Source organism: Citrobacter sp. Marseille-Q5395 (genome assembly GCF_947057495.1).
Classification (GTDB): Bacteria; Pseudomonadota; Gammaproteobacteria; order Enterobacterales; family Enterobacteriaceae; genus Citrobacter; species Citrobacter murliniae.
This window is the reverse complement of the sequence record NZ_CAMSEL010000026.1, coordinates 1-18,658: the sequence shown is the minus strand read 5'-3', so window position 1 is coordinate 18,658 and position 18,658 is coordinate 1. Positions and strand designations below refer to the sequence as shown.

Here is an 18,658-nt window from a genome sequence, read left to right as displayed (position 1 = left end):
AACAGGCCAGAACGTATGTTCTGGCCTGTTAGCGATATCTAATTATTGCTGGTGGTACTCTGCTTATGGAACAACTCGCGGAATACCGGGTAAATATCATCCTGGTCACGAATATGCTGCATAGCAAAGTTTTCAAAGGTCGATTGCAAATGTTCGTACTCACGCCATAAGGTTTGGTGCGCACGACGGGTGATTTCGATATAGCTATAATATCGCACCACCGGCAGCAGTTTTTTCGCCAGAATCTCATGGCACAGCGGCGAATCATCAGCCCAGTTATCTCCATCCGATGCCTGCGCCGCGTAGATATTCCATTGGGCAGGATCGTAGCGGTCTTTCACCACTTCATCCATCAATTTTAGGGCGCTGGAGACAATCGTCCCCCCGGTTTCCTGAGAGTAGAAGAACTCGTGCTCATCTACCTCTTTCGCCTGAGTGTGGTGGCGAATATAGACCACTTCTACGTTCTTGTAAGTCCGGCTTAAAAAAAGATACAGCAGAATATAAAAACGCTTTGCCATATCTTTTGTCGACTGGTCCATTGAACCGGAGACATCCATCAGGCAGAACATAACCGCTTGGCTGGAGGGATCGGGGCGTTTTTCATAATTCTTGTAACGTAAATCAAAGGTATCGATAAACGGTACGCGTTCGATTTTTGCCCGTAGTTCGGCAATCTCTTTACGTAATCGTTCTTCTTCCAGCAGCTGAACGGGTTCACTTTTGGTGATGGTCTCCAGATCGGCTTCAAGGGCGTGTAACTCCCGACGTTTACCCGCTGTCATTGCCGTACGGCGTGCCAGTGAGTTTTGCAGGGATCGCACCACGCTGATGTTGGCTGGCACACCATTAGAGGTAAAACCTGCACGATGCGTTTTGTACTCCGTTAACTGACGCTGCTGATTTTGCTTCAGATTAGGGAGGGCCAAATCCTCAAAGAGCAGATCCAGATACTCATCTTTAGAAATCTGAAACACGAACTCATCCTGGCCCTCTCCATCCTGGCTGGCCTGGCCTTGTCCGCTGCCAGAACCACCGCCGCCGCCCTGAGGACGTTCAATACGGTCATTCTGGACAAAATGGTCGTTACCCGGATGTACACGATGGCGCAGCCCCCCGCGCCCCTGATGAAACATCGGTTCGCTAATATCATCGGTCGGGATAGAGACAGATTCGCCACTATCGACATCAGTCACCGAACGCTTGTTAATGGCCTCGGAGATAGACTGCTTAATTTGCGATTTATAACGGCGTAAGAAGCGCTGACGGTTAACCGTGCTCTTGTTTTTGCCGTTAAGACGCCGGTCAATAAACCAGGTCATAAGCTCCTCCCGTGCTGCCAACTTTTCGCAGTGTGCATAGTGCCGGAAGTCGCTTACGCGCGTCCGGCCTACGCTGCATGTTTTTGTAGGCCCGGTAAGTGCAGGCACCACCGGGCATTTGCATCACGATGATTTACGCACGCGCAAATACCATTCGCACAATAAACGCACCTGTTTACGCGTGTAGCCTTTTTCCATCATACGGTCGACAAAATCGTCGTGCTTTTTCTGCTCGTCAGTCGAGGTTTTAGCGTTAAAGGAAATGACCGGCAGCAGTTCCTCGGTATTCGAGAACATTTTTTTCTCGATAACCGTGCGCAGTTTTTCGTAACTGGTCCAGTTTGGATTGCGACCGCTGTTATTCGCTCTGGCGCGCAGAACGAAGTTGACGATCTCGTTACGGAAATCTTTCGGGTTACTGATGCCTGCTGGCTTCTCAATTTTCTCCAGCTCTGAGTTGAGCGACTCTCGGTCAAACAGTTGGCCAGTATCCGGATCGCGATACTCTTGATCCTGAATCCAGAAGTCCGCATAGGTGACATAACGGTCAAAAATGTTCTGCCCGTATTCGGAATAGGATTCCAGATAAGCCGTCTGGATCTCTTTGCCAATAAATTCGGCGTATTTCGGGATCAGATAGCCTTTCAGGAACTCCAGATAACGTTCTGACTGCTCCTGCGGGAACTGTTCGCGCTCGATTTGCTGTTCAAGAACATAGAACAGGTGTACCGGGTTGGCCGCCACTTCGGCGTGGTCAAAGTTAAACACGCGGGAGAGGATCTTAAACGCAAAACGCGTGGACAGGCCGTTCATGCCCTCATCAACCCCGGCGTAATCCCGATATTCCTGGTAGGATTTCGCTTTTGGATCGGTATCTTTCAGACTTTCGCCATCGTAAACACGCATCTTCGAGTAAATGCTCGAGTTTTCCGGTTCTTTCAGGCGCGAAAGAATAGTAAAGCGAGAGAGCGTTTCCAGCGTGCCTGGTGCGCAAGGCGCGTGGGTCAACTCACTGTGGTTAAGCAATTTCTCGTAGATCTTGATCTCTTCGGAAATGCGTAAGCAATACGGTACCTTCACGATGTAAACACGGTCGAGGAAGGCTTCGTTATTCTTGTTATTGCGGAACGTTACCCATTCGGATTCGTTCGAGTGCGCAAGAATGATGCCGTTAAACGGCAGGGCAGAGATACCTTCTGTGCCGTTGTAGTTTCCTTCCTGAGTCGCGGTCAACAGAGGATGCAGCACTTTAATCGGTGCTTTAAACATCTCAACGAATTCCATGATCCCCTGGTTAGAACGGCACAGTGCGCCTGAGTAACCGTAGGCATCAGGATCGTTTTGGGCGTGGTGTTCGAGTTTACGAATATCCACTTTCCCGACCAGGGCGGAGATATCCTGGTTATTTTCGTCGCCAGGTTCTGTTTTGGCGATAGCAATTTGCTCCAGAATAGACGGCCAGACTTTGACGACGCGGAATTTAGTAATGTCCCCGCCGAAATCATGTAAACGTTTTGCCGCCCATGGCGACATGATCGTACCGAGATAGCGACGCGGGATCCCATACTCTTTTTCCAGGATCTGGGCATCTTCCTGTGGATTAAACAGGCATAACGGATGGTCGTTGACCGGACTCCGCTCGCCGTTAGCACTCAGGACATAAATCGGTACTCTTTGCATCAGCGATTTCAGCCGCTCGGCAAGAGACGATTTCCCACCCCCAACAGGCCCCAACAGATACAAAATCTGTTTCTTCTCTTCCAGCCCCTGAGCCGCGTGTTTCAGATAAGAGACAATCTGTTCAATCGCGTCTTCCATGCCGTAAAACTCTTCAAACGCGGGATAACGAGCGATCACCCGGTTAGAAAAGAGTCGAGAAAGTCGAGGTTCATGGGCAGTATCGACCATGACAGGCTCACCAATAGCCATTAATAGCCGCTCTGCCGCGTTGGCATAAGCACTGCGATCTTGCCGACAAGTGGTAAGAAACTCCTGCAGCGTGAACTCTTCGTCCTTGGCAGCTTCATAACGCTGGCGATAGTGATCGAATATATTCATGGTATGCCGTCCTTTCGTTTTTTAGCACATGTTAAGAGCCGTTCATATGAATAGTAGAGGCCCCTGAAGAGGTAAACTGAACGACGTCGCTGCTGAAGAAATAAGCAACTCTCATGCCATTTTGGTGGTCAGGAGATCAACGTATTCGGTGATACACCTTCTAAAATTAAGCGTAGATGGCATTTGCAAAACTTGCCTGTGTGCGCAAACGAATTTCAATGGCATATCAATAACTCATCAGCAAAAAAAGCACATCTAATGTAAAGAAATAGGGTTGGATTCATGCGGTATTCATCGTTCTGCAAGCAAAATGTCATCACTCGCAGAGAAATTAGGGGGTTACATTACGTGGCTAATACGTAAAATAGTTGGGCTGTAACGTAATGACGGTTACACTTCTGTTGCTATACATTTGAATAAGGAATTATGGATTGTGACCAAACTCAAACTTCTGGCACTTGGCGTGCTTATCGCCACTTCCTCTGTTGCGCAAGCAGAAAGCAACCTGACGCTGGGCGCAGGCGTTGGTGTGGTTGAACACCCCTACAAAGATTATGATACTGACGTTTATCCCGTTCCTGTCGTGACCTACGAAAGCGAGAACTTCTGGTTCCGTGGTCTGGGCGGTGGCTACTACCTGTGGAATGACAACACAGATAAATTATCAGTCATGGCGTATTGGTCGCCAATGTACTTTAAGCCGGGCGACAGCGATGACAGCCGCCTGCGCAGCCTTGATAAGCGTAAGAGCACCATGATGGCTGGTCTGTCTTACGTTCACAATACGCAATATGGTTTCCTGCGCACCAGCCTGGCGGGAGACACGCTGGACAACAGTAATGGTATCGTATGGGATCTGGCGTGGTTGTACCGTTACACCAACGGTGGTCTGACGCTGACACCAGGTATTGGTGTTGAGTGGAACAGCGAAAACCAGAACGATTACTACTACGGTGTATCGCGTCACGAATCTTCCCGCAGTGGTTTGCGCAGCTACGATCCTAACAGCAGCTGGAACCCGTACCTTGAATTAAGCGCAAACTACAATTTCCTTGGCGACTGGAGCATGTACGCCACTGCGCGTTATACCCGTCTGTCTGATGAAATTACCGACAGCCCGATGGTGGACAAATCCTGGACGGGTCTGATCTCAACCGGTATTACTTATAAATTCTGATTTCACTAAATGAAGAACAGATGATTACATGGAAGCCCGCAGAAATGCGGGCTTTTTGTTTTATCACCATGGGTAAGCTTCGATACTTATTTTTAAACGAGGAAAGTTGTCTTTTATTCACTGCGCGTGAATCACACTATTAACGCATATTCTGTATCTGGCTGCAGACATCTTGTCACTCATGATCCGCGTAAAAATCAGTCCAAACTATGATGGTGCAATTTGTGCACCATTACAGGACACACCCGCGTTGTTTTGCTTTACTGTGGTGCATAAACACAGGAGGGGGTGATGACAAACAAGCAGGTGATTTTTGCTCAGCAGATTGCGCTTCCGGCTATCGGGCAGGGTACATGGTATATGGGCGAGAATGCCAGCCGCCGTCGTGATGAAGTAAATGCGCTGCGGGCAGGGCTGGATCTTGGTTTACAGCTTATTGATACGGCCGAAATGTACGCTGATGGTGCAGCGGAAGAAATCGTTGGCGAGGCATTGACGGGGCGACGCGAACATGCGTTTTTAGTGTCAAAAGTTTACCCATGGAATGCGGGCGGCCAAAAAATGATTGCGGCCTGTGAAGGGAGTCTGCGTCGGCTGAACACTGACTATCTGGATCTCTATTTATTGCACTGGATGGGGGATTACTCATTTGAAGAGACCGTGAGTGCAATGGAAACATTGATTGCGCAGGGGAAAATCCGTCGCTGGGGAGTCTCTAATCTAGATTACGATGACATGCAGGCGTTATGGCAGGTTACGGGTGGGCAACAGTGTGCCACTAATCAGGTGCTGTATCATGTGGCATCGCGGGGTATTGAGTATGATTTACTCCCCTGGTGTCGGCAACAGCAGATGCCGGTCATGGCCTACAGCCCGCTGGCCCAGGCAGGGCGTTTACGCAGTGATGTGCTCACGAACACCGTGGTTAACGATATCGCGAGAGCTCGCAATGTCAGCGCCGCTCAGATTTTGCTGGCGTGGGTTATTCGTCATCAGGGGGTAGTGGCGATTCCAAAAGCGGCAAACGTGGCACATGTGGAGCAGAATGCAGCCGCGCTCGCGATTACGCTATCCGCCGACGAGCTGAAATTGCTGGATAAGGCATATCCTGCCCCGAAAGGTAAAACTGCGTTGGATATGGCCTGATTTTACCGGATGGTTGTCCGCACACTTTTTCGGTCAATCATCCGGTATTAATTATCGCTTATCGTTTAGCAACACGAATAGTTTGTGCCAGACGAGAAGGTTTCTCTGCCGTTGTTTTCTGCGTTTCGGTGGCGTAAGCAGTTTCTACGCAAACAAACGTTTTGTAACCATCATCCGGCATATCTCCCATGCTGACAGACAGCGCCGGGCCTGGGTTCCAGCCGACTACATTCAGATGGTGGTGATGCACAACGTCGATATTGCGGTTCAGTGAATCATCGTGAATGACGCTGCATGCTTCCGGGTTCAGATACACACGATCGGTACGGTCCGGGAACGTCTGGATACCATCAGCCAGTACATCTTCTTTTGCATCGTTAACTTTATCGATCAGGCGGTCGCCAAGGCCACTTACTTTCACCGCTGCGATATCTCCCACATTAAAGTAGGTGTGGAGTGCAGAAGTGGTTTCAAACTCACCATGGGCTTCCAGCTCGATCTCACAGGTTTTACCCACTTTGAAGCGTGCTAACAGCGTAAACTCATGCGGCCAAAGCTGATGCGTTTCAGCATTGCTTTGCAATTCAAATGTCAGAACAGCGCCGTTGTCATCTTCATTGTGCGCTTTCAGCGTCCAGGGCAGGTTACGGGCAAAGCCGTGAGAAGGTAGACCCTGCTGGGCAGCCGGACCGAACCACGGCCAGCAAATTGGAACACCGCCACGCAATGCGACGCCCGTCTTAAACGGTGTGTTGTTGCTGAGCCAGAGGACTTCTTCTTCGCCGTTTGGTTTCCAGGAGAGGAGATGAGCGCCCTGCAGCGCGAAAGAGGCTTTAACCTGCGGGTGATCGACAACAATGATTTCAAGATCATCAAGCTGGCGACGAGAGAGGACAGGGGTAATTTGCTCGATTACCGGAAGTGCAAAAATTTTATTAATCATTACGCAATCCTTTTTTACCCTGAATAATTCGAATTACAGGAAGTGGCAAGTGAACGACAAATTCGTCAGGAACGAATTTGAACAACCGAAGGCAATCTTCGGCCAGGACATGAATGCCCCTGATTCATCCCGATGAGCTTACTGTTGTAAGCGAACAGGGGGAGATAACGTAGCCAACACACCTGCAAGTTGAAGTATGGCGGGTATATCTTCAGGCAAAAAAAAGAGCGACCTGAGTCGCTCTTACAGATTACTGTCTCATCTCAACTTATTTGGAGATGTGAGCAATCAGATCCAGAACCTTGTTGGAGTAACCGGTTTCGTTGTCGTACCAGGATACCAGTTTCACGAAGTTGTCGTTCAGTGCGATACCAGCTTTAGCATCGAACACAGAAGTGCAAACTTCACCGTTGAAATCGGTAGAAACAACGTCGTCTTCGGTGTAACCCAGAACGCCTTTCATCGGGCCTTCGGAAGCAGCTTTGATTGCTTTCTTAATTTCTTCGTAAGAAGCAGCTTTTTCCAGACGTACGGTCAGGTCAACAACGGATACGTTCGGAGTAGGAACGCGGAACGCCATACCAGTCAGTTTGCCATTCAGTTCTGGCAGTACTTTACCTACAGCTTTAGCAGCGCCGGTAGAGGACGGGATGATGTTCTGAGCTGCGCCACGGCCGCCGCGCCAGTCTTTGTGAGACGGGCCATCAACGGTTTTCTGAGTAGCGGTGGTTGCGTGAACGGTAGTCATCAGACCTTCGATAATGCCGAAGTTGTCGTTGATAACTTTAGCCAGCGGAGCCAGGCAGTTAGTGGTGCAGGATGCGTTAGAAACGATGTCCTGACCTTCGTATTTGTCAAAGTTAGCGCCTTTAACAAACATCGGAGTGTTATCTTTGGACGGACCAGTCAGAACCACTTTTTTCGCGCCAGCAGTGATGTGCTTACGAGCGGTTTCGTCTGTCAGGAACAGGCCAGTAGCTTCAGCTACTACGTCAACACCAACTTCGTCCCATTTCAGGTTAGCCGGATCACGTTCAGCGGTAACACGGATTTTTTTACCGTTTACGATCAGATGACCGTCTTTCACTTCAACGGAACCGTTGAAACGGCCGTGAGTGGAGTCATATTTCAGCATGTAAGCCATGTAGTCAGCGTCTAACAGGTCGTTGATTGCAACGATCTCGATGTCAGAGCGTTCTTGAGCAGCACGGAAAACAATGCGACCGATACGGCCAAAACCGTTGATACCTACTTTGATAGTCATATATTCCACCAGCTATTTGTTAGTGAATAAAAGGTTGCCTGTAAAATTACAAAAACCTTACGCAGCGTCAAGCGGAATCGTGTCAATCATTGCGACAAATCAATCTGCTGCCTAAGCTTTGCGCAACTGACTCGCCTCACTCTTCCTTTGGGCTTGAAACCACATGGGGGCGGCGGCCCGAATTTTAAAGGGCAATCAAGATAAAAACGTGATTGTGATCACGATTAACAGGCTGCCATTTCGCAAGTATCAAGTTTAGAACAAAAGTTCGCACTACGGTGTTAATGTTTTGTTAGAATCTGTCTCGCGATGTGAGTATAGATAAAGTGAGATGTGAGCAAATGGCTAATCAACCTTCTCCAGAAGAACTGAAAAAAAATTTGTCCGAAATGCAGTTCTACGTGACGCAAAATCATGGGACAGAACCGCCATTTACCGGGCGTTTGCTGCACAATAAGCGTGATGGCGTTTACCATTGCCTGATCTGCGACAAACCGCTGTTTCGTTCAGATACTAAATACGATTCCGGCTGCGGCTGGCCCAGTTTTTACGAGCCTGTTAGCGAAGAGGCCATTCGTTACATAAAAGATACGTCACACGGTATGCAGCGCATCGAAATCCGCTGCGGAAACTGTGATGCACACCTCGGACATGTCTTCCCTGATGGTCCAAAACCTACCGGGGAACGTTACTGCGTAAATTCGGCGTCTTTGAACTTCACCGATGATGAAAATGGTGAACAAATCAAAGGCTGAGGAAACGATTCAGCAAATTATTCTACGGGAATGGATTTAACATGAATCTTGATGAGATGATCAACAGCATGACGCCGGAAGTGTATCAGCGCTTATCTACTGCCGTTGAGCTGGGAAAATGGCCGGATGGCGTCGCGCTGACGGCAGAACAAAAAGAGAACAGTTTGCAGTTGGTGATGCTATGGCAGGCACGCCACAATGTTGATGCGCAACATATGACTATCGACACGAAGGGTGAGATGGTGATGAAGAGTAAGCAACAGCTGAAAGTTGAGTTTGGTATTACGCCAGAGCCCATTGCGACGTTCAAATCCTGAGTCACAGGCCCGGTAGCACATCACGCCGGGCCTGCTGTATTTGTTATTTCTTGTTCATCATCGCTTTAAGATCGGCAAACGGGTTATATTTCGCCTCGCCAACCGCTTTTTGCGCATCTTCACCCGCAACCACCGTTGAACCATACTGGTCCGCTTCCGTATATTTGGAATGCTCATGATCGTGGCAATACAGGCACAACATCTCCCAGTTGCTACCATCTTCCGGGTTATTGGAGTGATCGTGATCGATATGGTGCACTGTCAATTCACGCAGGTTGGAATAGACAAACTCACGGGAACAGCGTCCGCAAACCCAGGGGAAGAGTTTAAGTGCCTTTTCCCGGTATCCGACTTCCAGACGGGCATAATTTTTAGGGATAAAAGCCATAACGCTTCATGCCTCCTGTAGAAAATAAAAAGCCGCACCAGAGCAGCCTGGTGCAGCGGATTGTGATAATCATAACCTATTGTGCCAGGCGTTGGGATCAGTGTTTAATCCCTAACGACTCGGCCAGCTGCTTCGCTAACTGATTTTTATCATCTGCGCCGTACTCCCAGAACATTGCCCCTCCCAACCCCTTGCTCTTGATATAGTCCGCTTTGATGGTGACCGAACGCGGGTTTTCAAAAGAGAGGGCGAAAAGTGCTTTACCGTCGGCAGACTGTACTGACAACCACGGCACTTTGGCCTCATCATCCCAATGCTGACTAAAGCGCTTTTGTGGATCGTTGATTAACTTAGCCACGATATCGTTGTACTTCACATAGGTATCTTTGCTCAGATCAACCCCCAACGATTTGAACAACTCAATGTGTTGTGGTTCGAAGTAGGGTTGGGTTGCCGGATTTTTCTGGGCATCTGGTTTGCTCCAGTCAATACCAGGTTCGATGGCGCGTTTTGGTACCCGGCCGTAGAAGCCAATCCCGAGATTCATCTGACCTGGTTTTAATCCTGCGGCGAGATAGTTATTGACCACAAAATCGGCGCTGTATTTATCTGCTGCAGCCACCGTTGGCCACTGGGTCGAATCATACAGGTTTGAGTTGAAGTACTGAGTACCGTAAGCCATGTCGTAGGTCATCAGGTTGATATAATCGAGCAACGGGGCAATCGCTTTCACATCTACCCAGCTTTTCGGACTTTCAGCGTTCGCTCCGACGGCGATAGTGACCAGCTTATTATGGCCAAATGTGGCGCGTAGCTCTTTCAGTAACGCGGTAAAGTTATCGCGGTCAGCCGGTTGGCTTTCGACCAGCCCCCATGCGCCGTTGACCGGATATTCCCAGTCGAGATCGATGCCATCCAGGCCATATTTCTCAACAATCGCCTGTGCAGACTGAATAAACACCGTGCGGGATTCCTGCGTAGCCGCCGCGCCAGAAAATCCGCGCGCCCCCCAACCCCCAACAGAAAGCAGAACTTTAAGGTTTGGGTTTTGCTTGCGTAGCACCGGAATTTTTTGCAAATCAGCCTGTACTTTTTCTGACAGCCAAATCTGGTGTAGCTTGCTGGCGTCTTTCAGGGCGTCATTGGTTTCGTCTTTTTCATTGTTGTAGACAAGACCAAACGAATAGTTGAGATGGGTTATCTGGCGGACATCCAGCTTATTGATATCACCGCCAGGGCCGGCAGTAACATCGCCACCGCCGTTAAAGTAGCCGACAGACATCAGGGAGTTTGCGGAAACAACGCTTGCACAAAGCAGGGGTAATGCTGCCAACAAAGGCAATAGTTTCATCGGTGTTCCTCTTTGACATTTAAAAAAGCAAACACGCCACGCCAGTGGGTGGCGAAAAAAACAGCTCTTGCAGACTAACAGTTTAAAAAAAGGAAAAATGCGAAGCTGTTCACGCCATGCTGGCGAAGCGGCGAAAGCGATGTGCCGGGTATCGCGGGGATACCAGAGAAGGCCGAGAGGGGAAGGTAACAGGGGACCTGGTGACGACATAAGTTCCGCCACCAGGCATGGTTTAACGCTGGGTTTCTTCCCAGTCTGCCAGCGTGTACAGCGTTGCACCCGCTGCCGCCATTTCCATAAAAGCATGCGCGCTATCTTGCGGCTGAATGTTCACACCACGACAGCCATCAGTAATGACGTTGACGGTATAGCCAAGATCCAGCGCATCAAGAACAGTAAATTTAACGCAATAATCAGTTGCCAGGCCCATGATGATGAGTTCAGCAATACGATTCTCCAGTAGCCACGCATTCAGCGCAGTTGCCTGTCGACGGCCGTTATCAAAAAACGCGCTGTAGCTGTCGACCAGCGGGTTCTCGCCCTTACAAAAGGTCTTATTAATTGCGAGTTGGTTCAGCAACGGATGCAGGGCTGCACCCTCAGTGTTCTGAACACAGTGATCCGGCCAGAATGTCTGCGGCAGACCGTCAAGTTGTCCCTGACTGTAAGGCGTGACATGATGCTGGCTGGCAAAACTACCGTGATTTGCCGGGTGCCAGTCCAGACTGGCAACTATCACGTCACCACGCGATGTACACCAGTCAATAAGACGATTGGCGACATCCACGGTGCTATCTCCCTCAGGGACGGCGAGAGCACCGCCTGCACAAAAGTCGTTTTGTAAGTCAACCAGCAGTAATGCTCTGGCCATTATCGTTTACTCCTCTATTCGTCCGGCGTGAGCTCACCACGCAGGTTTTGCGTCATCGCCGTGCGAATGGCCTGCGTATCCAGCCCCTGGCTCAGCAAGTAATGCAGCTTGGTGAGCGTTGCTTCAACGGTCATATCTGCGCCACCAATAACCCCGGCATGCGCCAGCGCATTCCCCGTTGCGTAACCGCCCATGTTCACCTTGCCGGACATACACTGGGTGAGGTTAACCACCACAATGCCACGCGAACTCGCATCTTCAAGCTCTTTCAGGAACTCTTTATTTTGCGGCGCATTACCCACACCGTAGGAGCGAAGAATTAATGCTTTTACCGGTTGGCGCAGGAAATTGCGCACCACGTCAGCGGAAATGCCAGGGTAAATAGTGACGACGCCAATCGGCTGCGGGGTGATAGGGTGAACAATCAGTTCGCCTGCCCCGTGTGGCGCTGGTGGCGTTCCCAGGCGGCGGATATGGATCCCGGCTTCCAGCAACGGGGCAAGGTTTGGTGAGGCGAAGGCGTCAAAACCGTCGGCATGGGCTTTGGTTGTACGGTTACCGCGAAACAGTCGATTGTTGAAAAACAGGGTAACTTCGTTGATGGGATAATTCGCTGCGACGTATAGCGCATTCAGCAAATTGATTTGTCCGTCAGAACGAAGCTCTGCCAGCGGTATTTGTGACCCTGTCACAATTACCGGTTTACCCAGATTCTCCAGCATAAAAGAGAGCGCTGAGGCAGTAAACGCCATGGTGTCGGTGCCATGAAGGATCACAAAACCATCGTAATCGTCGTAGTGCGTTTTAATGTCTTCAGCAATATGCTGCCAGTCTTCTGGCGTCATATCGGATGAATCCATCAGCGGGACGTATTCGTGGATAGTGAAATCAGGCATCTCGGGGCGGTGGAATTCAGGCATCAATGCCAGTTGGCGCTGAAGATGGCCGGAGACCGGAATATAACCTTGTTCTGAGCGCTGCATACCAATAGTACCGCCGGTATAGGCAACGTAAATCGATTTCTTCTGCATGACTTTTTCTTCTGTCTCAAAGAAAAACCCCTCTTCATCCCGAAGAGGGGTCAAGAGTTAGCGAACGTTGGCGCAGGTCAGACAAAACGCATAACGGTTCTGCGGATCGTTAAACGCCGCCAGCTTATCGCCTTCGGCTTTTACCGCACTGGCAGCAGAGGCCAGCGGTGCCGGAAGCATTGCCTGGATGGCTTGTGGCAGCATGGCGCGAACTGAACCCGACATACTGTCCATAACCATATCGACGAATGTCGGTTCGTCTTGATAATACTCAATGTGCCATTGTTTCAGTTTGGCAAGCTCTGCCGCTTTTGCCACCGCATCGTCAAAGTCGCCCAGACTGTCCACCAGACCGTTAGCTTTCGCATCCTGACCGGTCCAGACGTGGCCCTGAGCAATTTTATCAATCTGCTCTGGCGTAGTCTTACGTGCATCCGCAACCAGAGTGATAAAGCGCTTATAGCCATTCTCAATGCTCAGTTGCATCATCTGCTGGACTTCTGGCGGTAACGCTTTGGTGATGGAAATATCAGCCAGCGGCGAGGTTGAAACGCCATCAGTATGGATGCCAATGGAATCCAGGCTATTTTCAACGGTGTTGATAACGCCAAAAATACCGATTGAACCAGTCAGAGTACTGGGGTTCGCCACAATGTAGCTTGCCGGTGTGGAGATCCAGTAACCCCCTGAAGCCGCCATACCGCCCATAGAAACGACCACAGGTTTACCCGCAGCCTTAGCTGCAGCCAGTTCAGAGCGAATCACTTCAGAGGCGCTGACGCTACCGCCAGGACTGTTAACGCGCAGAACAATCGCTTTCACTTTTGGATCGAGGCGTGCTTCACGGATCTGTGCGGCAGTGGTGTCACCGCCTACGTTCCCTGGTGTTTCTTCCCCGTCCATAATTGCGCCATTGGCGAAGACCACGCCTATGCTGTCGCCGGTCTCAGCCGGGGTTTTCAGCGAGTAATCGTAATAGCTGACGGCGCGGTAATTTTTGTCCGCTTTGCTCCAGCCAAACTGTTTAGTCAGCAGTTTTTCGACTTCAGCGCTGGAGGCGAGGGCGTCGACAAGTTTGTTATCGAGGGCATACTTAGCGGTATCGCCATCTACTTTCGTCAGACCGTCCAGCATCGCCTGCGCGCCCGGGAACACCTGCTGGGCCGGGATCTGGCGATTGGCCGCAACGGTGTCGAGATAGTTTTGCCATAACTCGCCAATCCAGCGGCTGTCGGCTTCACGTGCGGCCGGGGACATATCGTCACGAATAAACGGCTCAACGGCGGATTTATAGGTCCCGACACGGAATACGTGGGTGGAGACTTTCAGCTTATCCAGCAGTGACTTGTAATACAGGCCATTGGTAGCAAAGCCGTGCAAGTCAACCGAACCTTGTGGGGAGAGCCAAATTTTGTTGGCAAAACTGGCGAGGTAATACTGACCCTGGCTGAAGTTATCGCCGATGGCAAAAACGGGTTTCCCGCTGTCGCGGAATTCACGCAGCGCTTTACCGATGTATTGCATGGAAGGCTGATCGGCCCCGGCAAAGTTTTTCAAATCCATCACGATGCCGGTAATGTTGCGGTCATCTTTCGCCTGGCGAATGGTATTCACGATGTCGAACAGGGAGTTTTCCTGTAGACGATCCGAGCTGGCGCCAAACAGCTGGCGACCAATGACGCTTAAGCGACTGGTACTTGAGGGCTTGTCGACAATCACCCCTGAGATATCGAGCAGCAATGCGCCACGTCCGGCCTGTTCGCTGGTATTAGTGCTACTGACCTGCATCCAGATACCGACGCCAACCAGCACCAGAAAGATAAAGAACAGGTTAAGCACAAATTCACGGACGAAATTCAGTAATCGCCACGTCCATTTAAAAAATCCGGCAATGAATCGCCACAGGGTTCGCATGTATTCTCCCTACAGATTAACAACACGCCTCCCCGTTAGACGGGAGAAAGGCGTTAAGATGTGGCTATCGTAATGACCCGACAGGCACTTGTCAGCAGGAATCACCGCCTGTGCTGTAACAAAATCCACTCACGTGTTAATTTTGTGAACAGATTTTATTGTTGGAGTTAAGCAAATGGATGCACTCGAATTACTTTTGACTCGTCGTAGCGCTTCTCGCCTTGTCGAACCGGCCCCGGCGGGGGAGCAGTTACAAAACATTCTGCGGGCGGGGATGCGTGCGCCTGACCACAAATCTTTGCAGCCATGGCGTTTTTTTGTGATAGAAGGCGATGGTCGCGAGCGTTTTAGCGTTGCGCTGGAAAAAGGTGCGATTGCCGCACAGGGTGACGAAAAAGCGGTAGAAAAAGCGCGTAGCGCGCCGTTTCGTGCACCGCTAATTATTGCAGTAGTGGCAAAATGCGAAGAAAACGGCAAGGTTCCTCTCTGGGAGCAGGAAATGTCAGCCGGTTGTGCGGTCATGGCTATGCAGATGGCGGCGATTGCACAAGGCTTTGGCGGGATCTGGCGTAGCGGTGCCTTAACGGAAAGCGCGGAAGTGCGTGAGGCTTTTGACTGTCGACCACAGGATAAAATTGTTGGTTTCCTCTATCTGGGTACACCGCAGCTAAAAGCTTCCACCTCGATTAGCCTTGCCGATCCGACCTCATTCGTCCGTTATTTCTGATATCAACAGCAAAACTGTCTGGATTATGAGCAAAGACACCCTAATTCAGACAGTCACTCTTACCACATCATGGAATGAGCGCTACCATATCCGGATTGCAATGACAGGAGATGTCCATGAGCGAGCAAGCTATTCGTTTAACGCAATACAGCCACGGAGCCGGTTGCGGTTGTAAAATTTCCCCCAAAGTGCTGGAAACCATCCTGCACAGTGAGCAGGCGAAGTTCGTCGATCCGAACTTACTCGTGGGTAATGAAACCCGCGATGATGCGGCAGTGTACGATCTGGGAAATGGCACCAGCGTTATCAGTACCACCGATTTCTTTATGCCGATTGTCGATAATCCGTTTGATTTTGGCCGTATCGCTGCGACCAACGCTATCAGCGATATCTTCGCGATGGGCGGCAAACCGATTATGGCAATCGCTATTCTGGGCTGGCCTCTCGATAAGCTGGCACCGGAAATTGCCCGTGAAGTCACCGAAGGCGGACGCTTCGCCTGTCGTCAGGCGGGTATTGCCCTGGCGGGCGGTCACTCTATTGATGCTCCGGAGCCGATTTTTGGTCTTGCGGTTACAGGCGTCGTTCCTACCGAACGCGTGAAGAAAAACAGCACCGCCGAGGCGGGATGCAAACTGTTCCTCACCAAGCCTTTGGGAATTGGTGTGCTGACTACCGCAGAGAAAAAATCGCTGCTCAAGCCTGAACATATTGGGCTGGCAACGGAAGTGATGTGTCGCATGAACGTCGCGGGTGCAGCGTTTGCGGATATTGAGGGCGTGAAAGCCATGACCGACGTGACCGGTTTTGGTCTGCTGGGACATCTGAGTGAGATGTGTCAGGGCGCGGGTATCCAGGCGCAGATCGTTTATCAGGACATTCCAAAGCTCCCTGGCGTTGAAGAATACATTGCGCAGGGCGCAGTACCGGGTGGTACGCAACGTAATTATGCCAGCTATGGGCATCTGATGGGCGAAATGCCGAAGTCGGTACGTGACCTGTTGTGCGATCCGCAAACTTCGGGTGGTTTGTTGCTGGCGGTAACGCCGGAGGCCGAAGCCGAAGTCAAGGCGGCGGCTGCGCAGTTCGGTATTGAACTCACTGCGATTGGTGAACTGGTGGAAGCTCGTGGCGGTCGCGCCATGGTTGAGATCCGTTAACTTGATGCGGTTGTTTATTGCCGAAAAACCGAGTCTGGCTCGCGCGATTGCAGATGTGCTACCTAAACCGCATCGCAAAGGTGATGGTTTTATTGAATGCGGAAATGGGCAAGTGGTGACCTGGTGCATCGGTCATCTGCTTGAACAGGCGCAGCCAGATGCCTATGACAGTCGCTATGCTCGCTGGAGTCTGGTCGACTTGCCGATTGTCCCGGAAAAGTGGCAGCTACAGCCGCGTCCCTCGGTGACCAAACAGCTCAACGTGATTAAGCGCTTTTTACATGAAGCAAGTGAAGTTATTCACGCGGGAGACCCCGATCGTGAAGGGCAACTGCTGGTGGATGAAGTGCTTGATTACCTGCAACTCGCCCCAGAGAAACGTCAGCAGGTACAACGTTGCCTGATCAACGATCTTAACCCACAGGCGGTAGAGCGGGCGATTTCCCGCCTGCGCGCTAACAGTGAGTTTATCCCGCTATGCGTGTCGGCGCTGGCGCGTGCGCGTGCGGACTGGCTGTATGGCATCAATATGACGCGAGCCTACACCATTCTTGGGCGTAACGCGGGCTATCAGGGGGTGCTCTCCGTTGGTCGCGTACAAACTCCGGTTCTCGGACTGGTGGTTCGCCGTGATGAAGAGATTGAAAACTTCGTCGCAAAAGATTTCTTTGAAGTGAAAGCACATATCGTGACGCCTGCCGATGAGCGGTTCACCGCTATCTGGCAACCCAGCGAAGCGTGTGAGCCGTATCAGGATGAAGAAGGACGTTTGCTTCACCGCACGCTGGCAGAACACGTGGTAAATCGTATCAACGGCCAGCCTGCAATTGTCACCAGCTATAACGATAAACGGGAATCAGAATCCGCACCGTTGCCGTTTTCGTTATCGGCGTTGCAGATTGAAGCGGCTAAACGCTTCGGTTTAAGTGCGCAAAATGTGCTGGATATCTGCCAGAAACTGTACGAAACCCACAAGCTGATTACCTATCCACGTTCCGATAGCCGCTATCTGCCGGAAGAGCACTTTGCCGGACGTCATGCGGTAATGAACGCTATCAGCGTTCATGCGCCGGATTTGTTACCGCAGCCAGCGGTTAACCCCGATACGCGTAATCGCTGCTGGGACGATAAAAAGGTGGATGCGCACCACGCCATTATTCCCACAGCGCGCAGTTCATCCATCAATCTGAATGACAACGAAGCGAAGGTGTATAACCTGATTGCGCGTCAGTATCTGATGCAGTTCTGCGCAGATGCAGTATTCCGTAAATGCGTCATTGAACTGGACATTGCGAAAGGGAAATTTGTTGCCAAAGCGCGTTTCCTCGCCGAAGCAGGATGGCGTACGTTGCTCGGCAACAAAGAACGCGATGAAGACAACGATGGCACGCCGCTGCCGGTAGTGGCAAAAGATGATGAGTTGCTGTGCGAAAAAGGCGAAGTCGTTGAACGCCAAACCCAGCCGCCGCGCCACTTTACCGATGCTACGTTGCTGTCGGCGATGACCGGGATTGCGCGGTTTGTGCAGGATAAAGATCTGAAAAAGATCCTTCGTGCAACCGACGGTTTAGGAACGGAAGCCACGCGCGCCGGGATTATCGAACTGCTGTTTAAGCGCGGATTTTTGGTGAAAAAAGGCCGTTATATACACTCAACGGACGCCGGAAAAGCGCTGTTCCATTCGCTTCCTGAAATGGCGACGCGCCCGGATATGACCGCGCACTGGGAGTCGATTCTGACACAAATCAGTGAAAAACAGTGTCGTTATCAGGATTTTATGCAGCCGCTGGTAGGGACGTTGTATCAGCTTATCGATCAGGCTAAACGTACGCCGGTGCGCCAGTTCCGCGGGATTACCGCTCCGGGTGGTGGTGAGAAGAAAAAGAGTGCGCCGCGCAAACGCTCGGCGAAAAAAAGCCCGCCATCAGTTGAGGCGGGCGGAGATACTGCGTAAGCCTGATGAGCTCAGCATCATCAGGCAGAAGGGGCAAGATCAGATAACACCCTGACCCAACATCGCGTCGGCAACTTTCACAAAGCCCGCGATGTTGGCACCGCGCACGTAGTTGGTTTGTTTGCTCTCGCCACCGTACTCGACGCAGGCATGGTGAATATCCAGCATGATGTGGTGCAGGCGCGCATCAACTTTCTCTGCTTTCCAGCCAAGACGCGCAGCGTTCTGCGCCATTTCCAGACCTGACGTCGCCACACCGCCAGCGTTGGCCGCTTTACCC

Annotated in this window: 16 protein-coding genes and 1 pseudogene; 7 read left to right on the top strand and 10 right to left on the bottom strand. The window is 51.0% G+C overall.

Translation table 11 applies throughout. The features are described 5' to 3' along the window. Positions 1-38: 38 nt before the first annotated feature. Both OH663_RS22970 and yeaG read right to left on the bottom strand, forming a co-directional pair. Positions 39-1,322, bottom strand: coding sequence for a YeaH/YhbH family protein (locus OH663_RS22970; RefSeq protein WP_045441968.1), 1,284 nt, complete (start codon positions 1,320-1,322; stop codon positions 39-41). Between the two features lie 123 nt (positions 1,323-1,445). Then, positions 1,446-3,380 (bottom strand): protein kinase YeaG, encoded by a 1,935-nt coding sequence (yeaG, locus tag OH663_RS22965; RefSeq protein ID WP_045441971.1) that lies wholly within the window; start codon positions 3,378-3,380, stop codon positions 1,446-1,448. Positions 3,381-3,813: 433 nt separating this feature from the next. Between yeaG and OH663_RS22960 the strand changes: the two genes are divergently transcribed. Together OH663_RS22960 and OH663_RS22955 are read left to right on the top strand one after the other, a co-directional pair. Then, on the top strand, positions 3,814-4,557 hold the full coding sequence (locus OH663_RS22960) for a MipA/OmpV family protein (RefSeq protein ID WP_045441974.1): 744 nt from the start codon (positions 3,814-3,816) through the stop codon (positions 4,555-4,557). A 291-nt stretch (positions 4,558-4,848) separates the two neighbouring features. Then, complete coding sequence (locus OH663_RS22955) at positions 4,849-5,703, top strand: aldo/keto reductase (protein ID WP_200011578.1); 855 nt, start codon at positions 4,849-4,851, stop codon at positions 5,701-5,703. Between the two features lie 58 nt (positions 5,704-5,761). Here the strand turns inward: OH663_RS22955 and OH663_RS22950 are convergent, their stop codons facing one another. Together OH663_RS22950 and gapA are read right to left on the bottom strand one after the other, a co-directional pair. Continuing rightward, positions 5,762-6,646 carry a D-hexose-6-phosphate mutarotase gene (locus OH663_RS22950; protein ID WP_200011581.1) on the bottom strand — a complete coding sequence of 295 codons (885 nt, stop codon included), beginning with the start codon at positions 6,644-6,646 and terminating at the stop codon, positions 5,762-5,764. A 268-nt stretch (positions 6,647-6,914) separates the two neighbouring features. Beyond that, positions 6,915-7,910 (bottom strand): glyceraldehyde-3-phosphate dehydrogenase, encoded by a 996-nt coding sequence (gapA, locus tag OH663_RS22945; protein WP_045441983.1) that lies wholly within the window; start codon positions 7,908-7,910, stop codon positions 6,915-6,917. Between the two features lie 341 nt (positions 7,911-8,251). On the opposite strand from gapA, the gene msrB reads away from it, so the two are divergent. Both msrB and OH663_RS22935 read left to right on the top strand, forming a co-directional pair. Next, positions 8,252-8,665 carry a peptide-methionine (R)-S-oxide reductase MsrB gene (msrB, locus tag OH663_RS22940; protein ID WP_045441986.1) on the top strand — a complete coding sequence of 138 codons (414 nt, stop codon included), beginning with the start codon at positions 8,252-8,254 and terminating at the stop codon, positions 8,663-8,665. Between the two features lie 41 nt (positions 8,666-8,706). Beyond that, the gene (locus OH663_RS22935) at positions 8,707-8,982 is read left to right on the top strand and encodes a YeaC family protein (protein WP_045441989.1); all 276 of its coding nucleotides are present in this window, start codon (positions 8,707-8,709) and stop codon (positions 8,980-8,982) included. Positions 8,983-9,025: 43 nt separating this feature from the next. On the opposite strand, the gene yajD is transcribed toward OH663_RS22935, so the two are convergent. From yajD to sppA, 5 genes are all read right to left on the bottom strand, one after another. Then, entirely contained in the window at positions 9,026-9,370 is a 345-nt protein-coding gene (gene yajD, locus OH663_RS22930; protein WP_003832478.1) for an HNH nuclease YajD, read from the bottom strand. Between the two features lie 97 nt (positions 9,371-9,467). Then, positions 9,468-10,721, bottom strand: coding sequence for a chitinase ChiD (gene chiD / locus OH663_RS22925; protein ID WP_200011584.1), 1,254 nt, complete (start codon positions 10,719-10,721; stop codon positions 9,468-9,470). 232 nt (positions 10,722-10,953) lie between these two features. Further along, entirely contained in the window at positions 10,954-11,592 is a 639-nt protein-coding gene (gene pncA / locus OH663_RS22920; protein ID WP_233617155.1) for a bifunctional nicotinamidase/pyrazinamidase, read from the bottom strand. A 14-nt stretch (positions 11,593-11,606) separates the two neighbouring features. Then, entirely contained in the window at positions 11,607-12,623 is a 1,017-nt protein-coding gene (gene ansA, locus OH663_RS22915; protein ID WP_048221612.1) for an asparaginase, read from the bottom strand. 57 nt (positions 12,624-12,680) lie between these two features. Further along, on the bottom strand, positions 12,681-14,537 hold the full coding sequence (sppA, locus tag OH663_RS22910; RefSeq protein ID WP_200011598.1) for a signal peptide peptidase SppA: 1,857 nt from the start codon (positions 14,535-14,537) through the stop codon (positions 12,681-12,683). A 175-nt stretch (positions 14,538-14,712) separates the two neighbouring features. Between sppA and OH663_RS22905 the strand changes: the two genes are divergently transcribed. The 3 genes from OH663_RS22905 to topB all read left to right on the top strand — a co-directional run bounded on the left by OH663_RS22905 (position 14,713) and on the right by topB (position 18,378). Then, entirely contained in the window at positions 14,713-15,264 is a 552-nt protein-coding gene (locus tag OH663_RS22905; protein WP_200011600.1) for an NAD(P)H nitroreductase, read from the top strand. A 116-nt stretch (positions 15,265-15,380) separates the two neighbouring features. After that, positions 15,381-16,424 (top strand): selenide, water dikinase SelD, encoded by a 1,044-nt coding sequence (gene selD, locus OH663_RS22900; protein WP_045442004.1) that lies wholly within the window; start codon positions 15,381-15,383, stop codon positions 16,422-16,424. Positions 16,425-16,428: 4 nt separating this feature from the next. After that, positions 16,429-18,378: a DNA topoisomerase III gene (gene topB, locus OH663_RS22895; RefSeq protein ID WP_045442006.1), complete on the top strand. Its 1,950-nt coding sequence runs from the start codon at positions 16,429-16,431 to the stop codon at positions 18,376-18,378. A gap of 39 nt (positions 18,379-18,417) precedes the next feature. Here the strand turns inward: topB and OH663_RS22890 are convergent. Continuing rightward, positions 18,418-18,658 (bottom strand): annotated as a pseudogene (locus tag OH663_RS22890) (NADP-specific glutamate dehydrogenase); the annotation flags it as partial.

What these genes read in the sequence shown, in the direction of transcription:
- OH663_RS22955 (WP_200011578.1), top strand. Translation starts at nt 4,849, where the DNA reads ATGACAAACAAGCAGGTGATTTTTGCTCAGCAGATTGCGCTTCCGGCT.
- OH663_RS22970 (WP_045441968.1), bottom strand. Translation starts at nt 1,322, where the DNA reads ATGACCTGGTTTATTGACCGGCGTCTTAACGGCAAAAACAAGAGCACG.
- pncA (WP_233617155.1), bottom strand. Translation starts at nt 11,592, where the DNA reads ATGGCCAGAGCATTACTGCTGGTTGACTTACAAAACGACTTTTGTGCA.
- yajD (WP_003832478.1), bottom strand. Translation starts at nt 9,370, where the DNA reads ATGGCTTTTATCCCTAAAAATTATGCCCGTCTGGAAGTCGGATACCGG.
- msrB (WP_045441986.1), top strand. Translation starts at nt 8,252, where the DNA reads ATGGCTAATCAACCTTCTCCAGAAGAACTGAAAAAAAATTTGTCCGAA.
- gapA (WP_045441983.1), bottom strand. Translation starts at nt 7,910, where the DNA reads ATGACTATCAAAGTAGGTATCAACGGTTTTGGCCGTATCGGTCGCATT.
- OH663_RS22905 (WP_200011600.1), top strand. Translation starts at nt 14,713, where the DNA reads ATGGATGCACTCGAATTACTTTTGACTCGTCGTAGCGCTTCTCGCCTT.
- yeaG (WP_045441971.1), bottom strand. Translation starts at nt 3,380, where the DNA reads ATGAATATATTCGATCACTATCGCCAGCGTTATGAAGCTGCCAAGGAC.
- chiD (WP_200011584.1), bottom strand. Translation starts at nt 10,721, where the DNA reads ATGAAACTATTGCCTTTGTTGGCAGCATTACCCCTGCTTTGTGCAAGC.
- selD (WP_045442004.1), top strand. Translation starts at nt 15,381, where the DNA reads ATGAGCGAGCAAGCTATTCGTTTAACGCAATACAGCCACGGAGCCGGT.
- OH663_RS22950 (WP_200011581.1), bottom strand. Translation starts at nt 6,646, where the DNA reads ATGATTAATAAAATTTTTGCACTTCCGGTAATCGAGCAAATTACCCCT.
- topB (WP_045442006.1), top strand. Translation starts at nt 16,429, where the DNA reads ATGCGGTTGTTTATTGCCGAAAAACCGAGTCTGGCTCGCGCGATTGCA.
- OH663_RS22935 (WP_045441989.1), top strand. Translation starts at nt 8,707, where the DNA reads ATGAATCTTGATGAGATGATCAACAGCATGACGCCGGAAGTGTATCAG.
- sppA (WP_200011598.1), bottom strand. Translation starts at nt 14,537, where the DNA reads ATGCGAACCCTGTGGCGATTCATTGCCGGATTTTTTAAATGGACGTGG.
- ansA (WP_048221612.1), bottom strand. Translation starts at nt 12,623, where the DNA reads ATGCAGAAGAAATCGATTTACGTTGCCTATACCGGCGGTACTATTGGT.